Origin of the sequence: Cellulomonas endophytica (assembly GCF_004123805.1) — a bacterium.
Lineage (GTDB): Bacteria > Actinomycetota > Actinomycetes > Actinomycetales > Cellulomonadaceae > Cellulomonas > Cellulomonas endophytica.
The window spans coordinates 14986-28772 of sequence record NZ_RWJX01000016.1; the positions used below are offsets into that span (position 1 = coordinate 14986).

12 protein-coding genes are annotated in these 13787 nt (G+C 75.0%); 8 read left to right on the plus strand and 4 right to left on the minus strand.

Annotated features, from left to right (window positions below):
* Window positions 1-4: 4 nt before the first annotated feature.
* Window positions 5-811, minus strand: a complete 807-nt coding sequence (locus tag EJA20_RS06880) for a GNAT family N-acetyltransferase (RefSeq protein WP_129337426.1) — start codon at window positions 809-811, stop codon at window positions 5-7.
* Window positions 812-885: 74 nt separating this feature from the next.
* On the opposite strand from EJA20_RS06880, the gene ilvD reads away from it, so the two are divergent.
* The 8 genes from ilvD to EJA20_RS06920 all read left to right on the plus strand — a co-directional run bounded on the left by ilvD (window position 886) and on the right by EJA20_RS06920 (window position 11713).
* Window positions 886-2595, plus strand: a complete 1710-nt coding sequence (gene ilvD, locus EJA20_RS06885) for a dihydroxy-acid dehydratase (protein WP_129337427.1) — start codon at window positions 886-888, stop codon at window positions 2593-2595.
* Between the two features lie 327 nt (window positions 2596-2922).
* Window positions 2923-4845, plus strand: a complete 1923-nt coding sequence (locus EJA20_RS06890; protein ID WP_129337428.1) for an acetolactate synthase large subunit — start codon at window positions 2923-2925, stop codon at window positions 4843-4845.
* A gap of 8 nt (window positions 4846-4853) precedes the next feature.
* Window positions 4854-5378, plus strand: a complete 525-nt coding sequence (ilvN, locus tag EJA20_RS06895; protein WP_129337429.1) for an acetolactate synthase small subunit — start codon at window positions 4854-4856, stop codon at window positions 5376-5378.
* A gap of 59 nt (window positions 5379-5437) precedes the next feature.
* A complete protein-coding gene (ilvC, locus tag EJA20_RS06900) occupies window positions 5438-6466 on the plus strand; it encodes a ketol-acid reductoisomerase (RefSeq protein ID WP_129337430.1) in 1029 nt (342 codons plus the stop codon).
* Entirely contained in the window at window positions 6463-7512 is a 1050-nt protein-coding gene (locus EJA20_RS06905; RefSeq protein WP_129337431.1) for a 3-isopropylmalate dehydrogenase, read from the plus strand. The genes ilvC and EJA20_RS06905 overlap by 4 nt, the downstream gene beginning before the upstream one ends.
* A 150-nt stretch (window positions 7513-7662) precedes the next feature.
* The gene (locus EJA20_RS06910; protein WP_129337432.1) at window positions 7663-8787 is read left to right on the plus strand and encodes a branched-chain amino acid aminotransferase; all 1125 of its coding nucleotides are present in this window, start codon (window positions 7663-7665) and stop codon (window positions 8785-8787) included.
* A gap of 75 nt (window positions 8788-8862) precedes the next feature.
* Entirely contained in the window at window positions 8863-10545 is a 1683-nt protein-coding gene (cimA, locus tag EJA20_RS06915) for a citramalate synthase (protein ID WP_129337464.1), read from the plus strand.
* A gap of 61 nt (window positions 10546-10606) precedes the next feature.
* A complete protein-coding gene (locus EJA20_RS06920) occupies window positions 10607-11713 on the plus strand; it encodes a lipoate-protein ligase small subunit (protein ID WP_129337433.1) in 1107 nt (368 codons plus the stop codon).
* Here the strand turns inward: EJA20_RS06920 and EJA20_RS06925 are convergent.
* The 3 genes from EJA20_RS06925 to ybaK all read right to left on the minus strand — a co-directional run bounded on the left by EJA20_RS06925 (window position 11679) and on the right by ybaK (window position 13772).
* Complete coding sequence (locus EJA20_RS06925) at window positions 11679-12491, minus strand: YggS family pyridoxal phosphate-dependent enzyme (protein WP_129337465.1); 813 nt, start codon at window positions 12489-12491, stop codon at window positions 11679-11681. The two genes, EJA20_RS06920 and EJA20_RS06925, sit on opposite strands and share 35 nt — an antisense overlap.
* A gap of 176 nt (window positions 12492-12667) precedes the next feature.
* Entirely contained in the window at window positions 12668-13201 is a 534-nt protein-coding gene (locus tag EJA20_RS06930; RefSeq protein WP_129337434.1) for an LbetaH domain-containing protein, read from the minus strand.
* 52 nt (window positions 13202-13253) lie between these two features.
* Complete coding sequence (gene ybaK, locus EJA20_RS06935) at window positions 13254-13772, minus strand: Cys-tRNA(Pro) deacylase (protein ID WP_129337435.1); 519 nt, start codon at window positions 13770-13772, stop codon at window positions 13254-13256.
* Window positions 13773-13787: the final 15 nt, after the last annotated feature.

A 13787-nucleotide genomic window follows, 5' to 3' on the forward strand; every position in this document is an offset into this window, starting at 1 on the left:
GCGGTCAGGGCCGGTCGGCGGGTCCCGTGGCGCGGCCGGCGCCGCCGCCCGCCGGGGCCCCGAGGAGCACGGTCGTCTGCGAGCCGGCGGGCACGTAGCCCAGGCGCGCCGCCAGCCGGAGCGAGGCGTCGTGGCCGGTCCGGCAGCGCCACTGGGCGACGAGGCCGGCGTCGAGCGCGTCGTTGGTGGCCAGGGCGGCGGCGAGCAGCCCGTGCCCCTGCCCCCGGCGCTCGGGCGGGGTGAGCACGCCGAGCTGCGCGACGAGCCCGCCGCGGACGTCGTGGCCCGCGGCGGCGAGCCCCTCGTCGCTGCCGTCGGCGAGGGTCACCAGGACCCGCTCCATCTCGGTGAGGCCCGACTCGCCGACGTCGTCGGCGGGGCACCGGCGCACGACCTCCGCCAGCGCCGACGGCTCGTCGCTCACCTCGACCTCGGAGAGCCCCGGGTGCTCGACGTAGGCGTCGGCGTAGGCGAGCGCGGCGGCGCCGAGCAGCCGCGGACGGGTGCCGGCCCGGGCGGCGACCCCGCGCAGCAGCGCCGGCCCGTCGAGGTGCCACCCGGCCGGGTCGTCGAGGAACCAGGCGGGCCCGACCGCCACGACGGTGCCGAACAGCCGGACCACGCTGACGACGTCGTCGCGCGGCACCTCGACCACCCGGGCGGCCAGCGCGTCGTCGGGCAGACCGAGCGAGCGCGCCCAGCCCAGCCGCACGATCGCGACGGTGTTCTCCTCCAGGGCTCCCGCCTGCTCGGCGCGCCCCGCGCCCTCGCCGCCCTCCGTGCCCTCCGTGCCCTCCGTGCGACCCGTCACGCCGGGCGACGCTACCGTCGCGCCCCGCGGGACCGGGCACCGTCCGCGGCAGGACGCGGACGTAGGCTGCCGCCATGACGGACACTGCCCCTCCCGCGGTCGACATCAAGCCCCGTTCCCGGCAGGTCACCGACGGGCTGGAGGCCACGGCCGCCCGCGGCATGCTGCGGGCCGTCGGCCTCGGCGACGACGACTTCGCCAAGCCGCAGATCGGCGTGGCGAGCTCCTGGAACGAGATCACGCCCTGCAACCTCTCGCTCGACCGGCTGGCGAAGGCCGTGAAGAACGGGGTCCACGCCGGCGGCGGCTACCCGCTGGAGTTCGGCACGATCTCCGTCTCCGACGGCATCTCCATGGGCCACGAGGGGATGCACTTCTCGCTCGTGAGCCGGGACGTCATCGCCGACTCCGTCGAGACCGTCATGCAGGCCGAGCGCCTCGACGGCTCCGTGCTGCTCGCCGGCTGCGACAAGTCCCTGCCCGGGATGCTCATGGCCGCCGCGCGCCTGGACCTGGCGAGCGTCTTCCTCTACGCCGGCTCGATCATGCCCGGCTGGGTGAAGCTGTCCGACGGCACGGAGAAGGACGTCACGATCATCGACGCCTTCGAGGCCGTCGGCGCCTGCGCCCGCGGGCTCATGAGCCGCGAGGACGTCGACCGCATCGAGCGCGCCATCTGCCCGGGCGAGGGCGCGTGCGGCGGCATGTACACCGCGAACACCATGGCGTCGGTCGCCGAGGCGATGGGCATGTCCCTGCCGGGCTCGGCCGCGCCGCCGAGCGCCGACCGCCGCCGCGACCAGTTCGCGCAGCGGTCGGGGGAGGCCGTCGTGGAGCTCCTGCGCCGCGGGATCACGGCGCGGCAGATCATGACGAAGGAGGCGTTCGAGAACGCCATCGCCGTGGTCATGGCGTTCGGCGGCTCGACGAACGCCGTGCTGCACCTGCTCGCCATCGCCCACGAGGCCGCGGTCGACCTCACCCTCGACGACTTCACGCGCGTGGCGGCGAAGGTGCCGCACCTGGGCGACCTCAAGCCCTTCGGCCGCTACGTGATGAACGACGTCGACCGCATCGGCGGCGTGCCCGTGCTCATGAAGGCGCTCCTGGACGCCGGGCTGCTCCACGGCGACTGCCTGACGGTCACGGGCAGGACCGTGGCGGAGAACCTCGCCGACATCGCGCCGCCGGACCCCGACGGCAAGATCCTGCGGGCGCTCGACGACCCCATCCACCGCACGGGCGGCATCACGATCCTCTCCGGCTCCCTGGCGCCCGAGGGCGCCGTCGTGAAGTCCGCGGGCTTCGACTCCGACGTCTTCGAGGGCACCGCCCGCGTCTTCGAGCGCGAGCGGGCCGCGATGGACGCGCTCGAGGACGGGACCATCCGCGCGGGCGACGTCGTCGTCATCCGGTACGAGGGCCCCAAGGGGGGTCCGGGCATGCGCGAGATGCTCGCCATCACCGGGGCGATCAAGGGCGCGGGCCTCGGCAAGGACGTCCTGCTGCTCACGGACGGCCGCTTCTCCGGCGGGACCACGGGGCTGTGCGTGGGGCACGTCGCGCCCGAGGCCGTCGACGCCGGGCCCATCGCCCTCGTGCGCGACGGCGACCGCATCCGGCTCGACGTCGCGCACGCCACCCTCGACCTGCTCGTCGAGCCCGCGGAGCTCGAGGCGCGCCGGGCGGGCTGGGCGCCGCTGCCGCCGCGGTACACGCGGGGCGTGCTCGCGAAGTACCAGAAGCTCGTCCAGTCGGCCTCGAAGGGCGCGGTCCTCATGTGACCGGCGGCGGTGCCGGGCCCGTCGCGGGCCCGGCACCGCTGCCGTTGTGACTCTCGGCAGATGGACGTGTGAACCACATGCTGAGACGCGCCGGGGAAACATGACAGGCGGGCGCGGGCGGGCGTAGGGTCGCGGTGTGCCGACGATCCTCGTAGTAGTCCCGTAGCGCGCCGACCAGGCCTCCGCACGGTCCGTCAGCGCGCTCACCCCCTGTCCGCCGGTGTCCCGGCCGGGGGGTCTTTTCATGCCGGGCGACCTGCCCGGCCCGGGGCACCGCCGCAGCAGTCCCACCCGGCCCTCGCGGCCGGTCCACGCAGGGAGAGCACGATGCCGCAGGCACCCCACCCCGCCCCGCCGCGGGGTCCCGCCGCCGCCGGCGACGCGGCCACGACGCCCGCGCCGCGCCCGGGGGCGACCGGCCGCCACGGCGCGGCCGGCCCCGGCACGAGCCCGGGCCACGGACCGGCACCCGTCGCCGCCGGGTCGGCGTCCGTCGCGCCCGAGGTCGTCTCCGGCGCGCAGTCCATCGTCCGCTCCCTCGAGGAGGCGGGCGCCGAGGTCGTGTTCGGCATCCCCGGCGGTGCGATCCTGCCGACGTACGACCCGCTCATGGACTCCACGCGGCTGCGGCACATCCTCGTGCGGCACGAGCAGGGCGGTGGCCACGCGGCCGCCGGCTACGCCTACGCCACCGGCAAGGTCGGCGTCACCATGGCGACCTCCGGCCCGGGCGCGACGAACCTCGTCACCGCCATCGCCGACGCGAACATGGACTCCGTGCCGCTCGTGGCGATCACGGGCCAGGTGGGCGCCTCGCTCATCGGCACGGACGCCTTCCAGGAGGCGGACATCCTCGGCATCACGATGCCGATCACGAAGCACAACTACCTCGTGACGGACCCCGACGACATCCCGCGGGTGATCGGCGAGGCCTTCCACATCGCGTCCACGGGCCGCCCCGGACCGGTCCTCGTCGACATCGCCAAGTCGGCGATGCAGTCGCAGACGACCTTCTCGTGGCCGCAGGAGATGGAGCTGCCCGGGTACCACCCGGTGACGAAGCCCCACGCGAAGCAGGTGCGCGAGGCCGCCCGGCTGCTGGCGACCGCGCGCCGCCCGGTGCTCTACGTGGGCGGCGGCGTCCTGCGGGCCCGCGCGAGCGCCGCGCTGCGCCGCCTGACGGACGTGTCGGGGGCGCCCGTCGTCACGACGCTCATGGCGCGGGGCGCCCTGCCCGACTCCCACCCGCAGCACCTGGGCATGCCCGGCATGCACGGGACGGTCGCGGCGGTCGCGTCCCTGCAGAAGGCGGACCTCGTCGTGGCCCTCGGCGCCCGCTTCGACGACCGCGTGACGGGCAAGCTGTCGAGCTTCGCGCCGAACGCCGCCATCGTGCACGCGGACATCGACCCGGCCGAGATCGGCAAGAACCGCGCCGCCGACGTGCCGATCGTCGGCGACCTGCTCGAGGTGCTCACGGAGCTCGTCCCCGAGCTCGAGCGTCAGCACGCCCAGCACGGCCGGCCGGACCTCGAGGCCTGGTGGCGCCAGCTCGACGACTGGCGCCAGACGTTCCCCCTCGGCTACGACCAGCCCTCCGACGGGCACATGGCGCCCCAGCGCGTCATCCAGCGCATCGGCGAGCTCAGCGGCCCCGAGGCGATCTACTGCTCGGGCGTCGGCCAGCACCAGATGTGGGCGGCGCAGTTCATCCGGTACGAGCGGCCGAACTCCTGGATCAACTCCGGGGGCCTGGGGACCATGGGCTTCTCCGTGCCCGCGGCGATGGGGGCGAAGGTCGGCGACCCGGACCGCGTCGTGTGGGCGATCGACGGCGACGGCTGCTTCCAGATGACCAACCAGGAGCTGGCCACCTGCACCATCAACGACATCCCCATCAAGGTCGCGGTGGTGAACAACTCCTCGCTCGGCATGGTCCGGCAGTGGCAGACGCTCTTCTACGAGTCCCGCTACTCCAACACCGACCTGCACACGGGCCACGGCACGCGCCGCATCCCCGACTTCGTCAAGCTCGCCGACGCCTACGGGGCCGTCGGGCTGCGCTGCGAGTCGGAGGCGGACCTGGACGCGACCATCCGCCGCGCCCTGGAGATCGACGACCAGCCCGTGGTCCTCGACCTCACGGTCTCGCGCGACGCGATGGTGTGGCCCATGGTCGCCGCGGGCGTGAGCAACGACGACATCCAGTACGCCCGGGGCATCAGCCCGGCGTGGGACCGCGAGGACTGAGGACCGCCATGAGCCGCCACACCCTGTCGGTGCTCGTCGAGAACAAGCCCGGCGTGCTCACGCGCGTCGCCGGCCTCTTCGCCCGCCGCGCGTTCAACATCCACTCCCTGGCCGTGGGCCCGACGGAGCACGACGACATCTCCCGCATCACCGTCGTCGTCGACGTCGACGAGCTGCCGCTGGAGCAGGTGACGAAGCAGCTGAACAAGCTCGTCAACGTCATCAAGATCGTCGAGCTCGAGGACGACGCGTCCGTCCAGCGCGAGCTCCTGCTCGTCAAGGTCCGGGCCGACACCTCCCAGCGCCGGCACGTCCTCGAGGTCGTCGAGCTGTTCCGCGCGCACGTCGTCGACGTCGTGCCGGACTCCGTCGTCGTCGAGGCCACGGGCAGCCCGGGCAAGATCCAGGCGCTGCTCGCCGCGCTCGAGCCCTTCGGCGTCCGCGAGATCGTCCAGTCCGGGATCGTCGCCATCGGCCGCGGCTCCCGGTCCATCACCGACCGCGCCCTCGAGCGCGTCGGCCGCTCGGCCTGACGCCGGGCACCCCCGTCCCACCGTCCGCACCGCACGACCACCACCCGAGGAGCCCCACCGTGGCAGAGCTGTTCTACGACGACGACGCCGACCTGTCGGTCATCCAGAACCTGAAGGTCGCCGTCATCGGCTACGGCAGCCAGGGGCACGCCCACGCCCTGAACCTGCGCGACTCCGGCGTCGACGTGACGATCGGCCTGCGCGCGGGCTCCGCGTCGACGGCCAAGGCCGAGAACCAGGGCTTCACGGTCAAGCCCGTCGCGGAGGCCGTCGCCGACGCCGACGTCGTCGTCGTGCTGGCGCCGGACCAGGTGCAGCGCCACGTGTACGCCTCGGACATCGAGCCGAACCTCAAGGCGGGCGCCGCGCTGCTCTTCGGCCACGGCTTCAACATCCGCTTCGGGTACATCACGCCGGGCGCGGACCACGACGTCCTCATGGTCGCCCCCAAGGGCCCGGGCCACACCGTGCGCCGCGAGTACGAGGCCGGCCGCGGCGTGCCCGTCATCGTCGCCGTGGAGCAGGACGCCTCGGGCAAGGCCTGGGACGTCGCGCTCTCCTACGCGAAGGCCATCGGCGGCCTGCGCGCGGCCGGGATCCGGACGACGTTCACGGAGGAGACGGAGACGGACCTCTTCGGCGAGCAGGCCGTGCTCTGCGGCGGCGCGTCGCAGCTCGTCCAGTACGGCTTCGAGACGCTGACGGAGGCCGGCTACCAGCCCGAGGTCGCGTACTTCGAGGTGCTGCACGAGCTCAAGCTCATCGTCGACCTCATGTGGGAGGGCGGCATCACGAAGCAGCGCTGGTCCGTCTCCGACACGGCCGAGTACGGCGACTACGTCTCCGGCCCGCGCGTCATCGACCCGCGCGTGAAGGAGAACATGAAGGCCGTGCTGGCCGACATCCAGAACGGCGCCTTCGCGAAGCGCTTCATCGACGACCAGGACGCCGGCGCGCCGGAGTTCCGGGAGCTGCGGGCCAAGGGCCAGAACCACCCCATCGAGCCCGTGGGCCAGGAGCTGCGCAAGCTGTTCGCCTGGGGCAAGCCGTCCGACACGGACTACACCGAGGGCTCCGCGGCCCGATGAACGAGCGCCTCCACCTCGCCGTCGTCGCCGGCGACGGCATCGGCACCGAGGTCGTCGAGCAGGGCCTGCTCGTGCTCGAGGCCGCGCTCGCCGGCTCCGGGACGGCGCTGACGACGACGGACTTCGACCTCGGGGCGCGCCGCTGGCACGCGACGGGGGAGACCCTCACCGACGCCGACCTCGCCGCGGTCCGCGAGCACGACGCGATCCTGCTCGGCGCGGTCGGCGACCCGGGGGTGCCCTCGGGCGTGCTCGAGCGCGGCCTGCTGCTCAGGCTGCGGTTCGAGCTCGACCACTACGTCAACCTGCGCCCCGGCAAGCTCTTCCCGGGCGTGCGGGGGCCGCTGGCCGACCCGGGCGAGGTCGACTTCGTCGTCGTGCGCGAGGGGACGGAGGGCCCCTACGTCGGCAACGGCGGCGCGATCCGCGTCGGCACGCCGCACGAGGTCGCCAACGAGGTCTCGGTCAACACCGCCTTCGGCGTCGAGCGGGTCGTGCGGGACGCCTTCGCGCGTGCCGCCGCCCGTCCCCGGAAGAAGCTCACGCTCGTGCACAAGCACAACGTGCTCGTGCACGCCGGGCACCTGTGGCGCCGGACCGTGGAGGCCGTGAACGCGGAGTTCCCCGACGTCACCGTGGACTACGCGCACGTCGACGCCGCGACGATCTACCTCGTCCAGGACCCGTCGCGCTTCGACGTCATCGTCACCGACAACCTGTTCGGCGACATCGTCACGGACCTCGCCGCCGCCGTCTGCGGCGGGATCGGCCTGGCGGCCTCGGGCAACATCAACCCCGACCGCACGGCGCCGTCCATGTTCGAGCCCGTCCACGGCTCGGCCCCGGACATCGCCGGGCAGGGGAAGGCCGACCCGACCGCCACCGTGCTGTCCGTCGCGATGCTCCTCGAGCACCTCGGGCACGCCGACGCGGCCGCCCGGGTCGAGGCCGCCGTGGCCGCCGACCTCGCCGAGCGCGCGACGACGGGCGCGACGCGGTCGACGTCGGAGGTCGGCAAGGACCTGGCGGCCCGCGTCGCGGCCTGACGGCCCGACCCCGCGCCGGACCCCGCACGACCCGCAGGACCCCGCACGACGAGCAGGACCCGCACCACCCGCAGCACCCCCGCCGCCGGCGGGCGGACCCGGCCCCGCGCCGGGCCCCCGCCGGCGGCCCTGCCAGGAGAGAGGCCGTCCATGAGCACCCTCGCCGACCCGACCCGCGTGGCGGACCCGACGACGGACGCCTTCGTCGTCCACCGCAACCCGAGCCCCGTCCCGGACGCGGTGCGGGCCGAGGCGCTCGTCGCCCCGCGGTTCGGCCAGGTCTTCACCGACCACATGGCGCGCGTGACGTGGACCGCCGGGCAGGGGTGGCACGACCACCGCGTCGACCCCTACGGCCCCCTCGCGATGGACCCCGCGACGGCGGTGCTGCACTACGCGCAGGAGATCTTCGAGGGCCTGAAGGCGTACCGGCACGCGGACGGCGGCGTGTGGACGTTCCGGCCCTGGGCCAACGCGGCCCGGCTCCGCCGCTCCGCCGAGCGGCTCGCGCTCCCGGTCCTGCCCGAGGGCGACTTCCTCGGGTCGCTGCAGGCCCTCGTCCGCGAGGACGTCGCCTGGGTTCCGGACGGGGAGGAGACGAGCCTCTACCTGCGGCCCTTCATGTACGCCTCGGAGAAGTTCCTCGGGGTGCGCGCCTCCCAGGAGGTGGAGTACCTCGTCATCGCCTCCCCGGTGGGCCCCTACTTCGCCGGCGGGCTGCAGCCCGTGTCCATCTGGGTGGCGCAGGACCACCACCGCGCCGGGCCCGGTGGCACCGGTGCCGCCAAGTGCGGCGGCAACTACGCCGCGAGCCTGCTGCCGCAGCAGGAGGCGTACGCCCGGGGCTTCGACCAGGTGTGCTTCCTCGACGCGACGACGAACTCCCAGGTCGAGGAGCTCGGCGGCATGAACGTCGTCGTCGTGCTGGCCGACGGCACCGTCGTGACGCCGCCCGTCTCCGGCTCCATCCTCGAGGGCGTGACGCGCGCGTCCATCCTGCGGCTGCTCGCCGACAGGGGGCACGAGGTCCAGGAGCGTCCGGTGCCGCTGACGGAGCTCGTCGCCGGCCTCGCCGACGGGTCCGTGTCGGAGGTCTTCGCCTGCGGCACCGCCGCGGTCGTGTCGCCCATCGGGCGCCTGGCCGGCGAGGGCTTCGACCACGCCGTCCACGGCGGCGAGCCCGGTCCCGTCACGCTGCACGTCCGCGAGCGGCTCACGGACGTCCAGTACGGCCGCGCGCAGGACACGTACGGCTGGATGTACCGGCTCGCCTGAGCCGACGCGGCCCGCCGGAGACGACGGCGGGCCGACCACGACCGAGGAGCACCCGTGACCACCGTCCCGACCGCCGTGCCGACCACCGTCCAGCCCCTCACGGGGGCGGCGAGCGGCTTCCAGGTCTACGACACGACCCTGCGCGACGGCGCCCAGCAGGAGGGCATCAACCTCTCCGTCGCGGACAAGCTGGCGCTGGCCCCGCTCCTCGACGAGCTCGGCGTCGGCTTCATCGAGGGCGGCTGGCCGGGCGCGGTGCCGAAGGACACGGAGTTCTTCCGGCGGGCGGCCAAGGAGCTGGACCTGCGGCACGCGCTCCTCGCGGCGTTCGGCGCGACGCGCAAGGCCGGCACCCGCGCCGGCGACGACCCGCAGGTCCGGGCGCTGCTCGACGCGGAGACGCCGGTGGTGACGCTCGTCGCGAAGAGCGACATCCGGCACGTGGAGCGCGCGCTGCGGACCACGGGCGCGGAGAACCTCGCGATGATCCGCGACACCGTCGAGCTGCTCGTGCGCGAGGGGCGGCGCGTCATGGTCGACGCGGAGCACTTCTTCGACGGCTACCACGCCGACCGGGCCTACGCCCTCGAGGCGCTCGGCGCCGCCCTCGCCGCGGGCGCCGAGGTGCTCGTCCTGTGCGACACGAACGGCGGCATGCTGCCGCGTGGCGTGGGCGAGGTCGTCACGGACGTCGCGGGCGTGCTCGGCGCCGGGGTGGCGCTGGGGATGCACGCCCACAACGACTCCGGCTGCGCGGTGGCGAACACCGTCGCCGCCGTGGAGGCCGGCTGCCGCCACGTGCAGGGGACCGTCAACGGGTACGGCGAGCGCACGGGCAACGCCGACCTGCTCGCCGTCGTCGCCAACCTCGAGCTCAAGCTCGGGATGCCCGTCCTCGCGCGGGGCCTGCCCGGGACCGACGACGAGGACGCCCCCGCCCCGGTCCTCGGGGCCGGGGTCCGCGGCCTGGCGGAGATGACCCGGGTGGCGCACGCCATCAGCGAGATCACGAACATCTCGCCCTTCGCCCGCCAGCCGTACGTCGGCACGAGCGCCTTCGCCCACAAGGCCGGCCTGCACGCCTCGGCGATCCGCGTGGACCCCGACCTGTACCAGCACATGGACCCGCGCCTCGTCGGCAACGACATGCGGATGCTCGTCTCCGACATGGCCGGGCGCGCCTCCGTCGAGCTCAAGGGGCGCGAGCTCGGCTTCGACCTCGCCGGCCAGGGCGAGGTGCTCTCCCGCGTGACGCAGCGGGTCAAGGACGCCGAGGCCAACGGCTACACGTTCGAGGCCGCCGACGCGTCCTTCGCCCTGCTGCTCGCGGAGGAGGTCGAGGGCCGGCGCCCGCAGTACTTCGCGGTGGAGTCGTGGCGCACGATCGTCGAGCGCAACGGCGGCCGTGGCACCCCGGCGACGGCCGAGGCGACCGTGAAGCTGCGCGCCGGCGGCGAGCGGGTCGTGACGGTGGGGGAGGGCAACGGCCCCGTCGACGCCCTCGGCCACGCCCTGCGGCAGGCGCTCGTGCGGGTCTACCCGCTCCTCGAGCGGTTCGAGCTCATCGACTTCAAGGTCCGGATCCTCGACTCCATGCACGGCACGGACGCCGTGACGCGGGTGCTCATCGAGACCTCCGACGGCGAGACGTCCTGGAGCACGGTGGGCGTCGGGCCCAACGTCATCGAGGCGTCGTGGGAGGCGCTCACCGACGCCTACATCTGGGGCCTGCGCCACCACGGCGTCCTGCCGGGCTGACGCGGCCCGGGCGGCCGCGGCCGGGACGGGCACGGGCCGAGCCGCTCGTTAGGGTGGGCCCGTGAGCAGCGACGGGACCGGCGCGGAGCAGCACCACGGGGAGTACAAGGTCCCCGGCGGCAAGCTCGTCGCGGTGGACCTGGGCACGGCCGGGGGCGTCGTCACGGCGGCCTCCGTCCACGGGGACTTCTTCCTCGAGCCCGACGAGGCGCTCGACGTGATGTCGCGGGCGCTCGTCGGGCTGCCCGTGGCCACGGGGGCGTCGGCGGTCGCGGCGGCGGTGGAGGGGGCCCTGCGGCACGCGGAGGCCGTGGGCGCCCTGGCGGGGCCGGTCGCGCTCGTCGGGGTGGACCCGCACGCCGTGGCCATGGCCGTCCGCCGGGCGCTGGGTTTCTCGACGACGTGGGCCGACCACCGGTTCGAGCTGCTCCACCCCGGCCCGCTGCCGCCGGCGCTGCACACCGCGCTGGACCAGGTGCTCACGGAGGAGCTGGCCGCGGGACGGCGCGGGCCGACGCTGCGGTTCTGGGAGTGGGTCGACCCGGCCGTCATCATCGGCTCGTTCCAGTCCGTGCGGAACGAGGTCGACCTCGCGGCGGCGGACCGCCACGGCGTCGCCCTGGTGCGCCGGATCTCGGGCGGCGGGGCCATGTTCATGGAGGCGGGGAACTGCATCACCTTCTCGATGGTCGTGCCGGCCTCGCTCGTCGACGGCATGAGCTTCGAGGAGTCCTACGCGTTCCTCAACGCCTGGGTGCTCGGCGCGCTGGCCGACGTCGGGGTCCGCGCCACGACGACCGGCCTCAACGACATCTCGTCCCCGCAGGGCAAGCTGGCCGGCTCCGCGCAGAAGCGCGTGGTCGGCGGCGCCGTGCTGCACCACGTGACGATGTCCTACGACATCGACGCCGCGAAGATGCTCGAGGTGCTGCGGATCGGCCGGGAGAAGCTCTCCGACAAGGGGACGGCCAGCGCCGTGCGGCGGGTCGACCCCGTCCGCTCCCAGACGCAGCTGCCCCGGGAGGCGGTCATCGAGGCCTTCAAGGCCCACTTCCGGGGCCGCTACGCGACGGTCGACGGCGACCTGCGCCCCGAGGAGCTGGCCCGCGCCGAGACGCTGCGGCGGACGAAGTTCACCGACCTGGCGTGGACGTACCGGGTGCCGTGACGGGTCGCGTGTCGGGGTCCGTGACGGGGTCCGTGACGGGCTGCGGGACGGAGCCCGGCGCGGGCCGGGCGCCGAAGACGGCCGTGCCGAGCCGGACCACCGTCGCCCCCTCCAGCACCGCGGCCTCGAGGTCGCCGCTCATCCCCATGGACAGCTCGTGCGCCGCACCCGTCCCGGGCAGGCCCGAGCCGAGCACCGCGTCGCGCAGCGCGCGCAGGCGGGCGTAGCCGGCGCGGACCACCGCCGGGTCGTCGCTGCGGGCGCCGACCGTCATGAGGCCGCGCAGCCGCAGGGGCGCCAGGCCCGCGACGTGCCGGGCCAGCGCGAGGGCGTCCCCCGGGGCGACGCCGTGCTTCGTCGCCTCGCCGGAGACGTTGACCTGGACGAGGACGTCGAGGGTCCGCCCCGTGGCCTCGCAGCGCCGGGCGAGGCGGTCGGCCAGGTCCTCGTCCGCGACGCTCTCGACGCACGCGGCCCACCGCAGCGCCGCGTTCACCTTGTTCGACTGCAGGGGGCCGATGACGTGCCACTCCGGTCCCGGGCCGAGGGCGGGCGCCTTCGCGACGAGCTCCTGCACCCGGTTCTCGCCGAGCAGGACCGGCGCGGGCGCCCCGGGCCCGCCCGTGGCGGCCCGGTCGGCGTCGAGGACGGCGCGCAGGCGCTCGACCGGGACGGTCTTCGTCGCGAGCAGGAGGCGGACGGACCCGGCGGGCCGGCCGGCCGCGCGCTCCGCCTCCGCCACCCGCGCGCGGGCGGCCGCGAGGCGCGCGACGAGCACGGCGGCGTCCGGCGCCCGGTCCTCCCCGCCGGCCGTCGTAGCGCCGCCCCGGTCGTCCGGCGCCGGGGACGGGCCCGGGCCGGGGCCGGGGACGACGGGGTCGGGGGGCACGCGCCGGACCCTACCGCCGGCGGTCCCCGTGAGGACCGCCGCGCGGCGCCCGGCGGGGGCGGGTCTCAGACGAGCACCCCCGGGGCCGCGACCAGACCCTCGGGGGCGGGCAGCACGACCTCGTGCTCGCGGACGCGGGCCTCCGGCTCGACCTCGCGCCGCAGGGGCCGCGCGGGGTTGCCCACCCAGACCTCGCCGGGCCCGGTCGAGTGCGTGAGGACGGCGTTGGCGCCGATGACGGTGCCGGCGCCGACGACGAGGGTCTCGCCCCCGCGGCAGGCGAGGACCGCGTTGGCCCCGATGACGACGCCGTCACCGATGACGAACCGGGGCGGGAGCGCGGGGTCGCCCCGCAGGTCGGACCGGCCCAGCACCACGCCGCAGTTGAGGATGACGTCGTCGCCGATCGTCGTGTTCCAGTGCACCGTGTGCCCGGCGCCGACGTGGGGCAGGTACAGGTCGCGCCCGATGCGGACCTCCGGCGGGATGTCGACCCCGAGGAGGCGGAGCACCTGGCGCCAGGGGCTTGTGCGGTTGTCCCGCGTGGCACGGACCAGTCTGAGGGCGAACCTGTCGAGCGCCCCCGCGTTCGTCGTCATGCGGGTGAATCTAGGAGCAGGGCCGCGTCGCATGTGCCGCTTTTGTCCGATTTCACCCGCTCGACCGGGAACCCGTTCCGGCGCGGGCGACCGGGGCGACGACCGCGCTGGTCAGACGCACGAGGTCGGCGGGTGCGAGCGCGACGTCGAGGCCGCGCCGACCCGCCGACACGAGCACCTCGGCGTGCTCCGCCGCCGCCGCGTCGAGCACGGTCGGCAGGCGCCGGCGCTGCCCGAGCGGGGAGATGCCCCCGACCACGTACCCCGTGGCGCGCTCGGCGTCCGGGGCGGGCGCCAGGGCGGCGCGGCGACCCCCGGCGGCGGCGGCGAGGGCCTTGAGGTCGAGCGTCCCCGAGACCGGGACCACGGCCACCCAGAGCGATCCGTCGACGGTGGCGACGAGCGTCTTGAGCACCCGTGCCGGGTCCACGCCGAGCGCGGCCGCGGCCTCCGTCCCGTAGCCCAGGTCCGTGGACGGGTCGTGCGCGTAGGCCAGGACCCGGTGCGCCACGCCGGCGGCGGCGAGGGCGGCGAGGGCGGGCGTGCCCGCGGGGGCGCGGCGAGGGCTCACCGCGCCAGGCTAGGA

What these genes read in the sequence shown, in the direction of transcription:
- ilvD (WP_129337427.1), top strand. Translation starts at nt 886, where the DNA reads ATGACGGACACTGCCCCTCCCGCGGTCGACATCAAGCCCCGTTCCCGG.
- EJA20_RS06890 (WP_129337428.1), top strand. Translation starts at nt 2,923, where the DNA reads ATGCCGCAGGCACCCCACCCCGCCCCGCCGCGGGGTCCCGCCGCCGCC.
- ilvN (WP_129337429.1), top strand. Translation starts at nt 4,854, where the DNA reads ATGAGCCGCCACACCCTGTCGGTGCTCGTCGAGAACAAGCCCGGCGTG.
- EJA20_RS06905 (WP_129337431.1), top strand. Translation starts at nt 6,463, where the DNA reads ATGAACGAGCGCCTCCACCTCGCCGTCGTCGCCGGCGACGGCATCGGC.
- EJA20_RS06910 (WP_129337432.1), top strand. Translation starts at nt 7,663, where the DNA reads ATGAGCACCCTCGCCGACCCGACCCGCGTGGCGGACCCGACGACGGAC.
- EJA20_RS06930 (WP_129337434.1), bottom strand. Translation starts at nt 13,201, where the DNA reads ATGACGACGAACGCGGGGGCGCTCGACAGGTTCGCCCTCAGACTGGTC.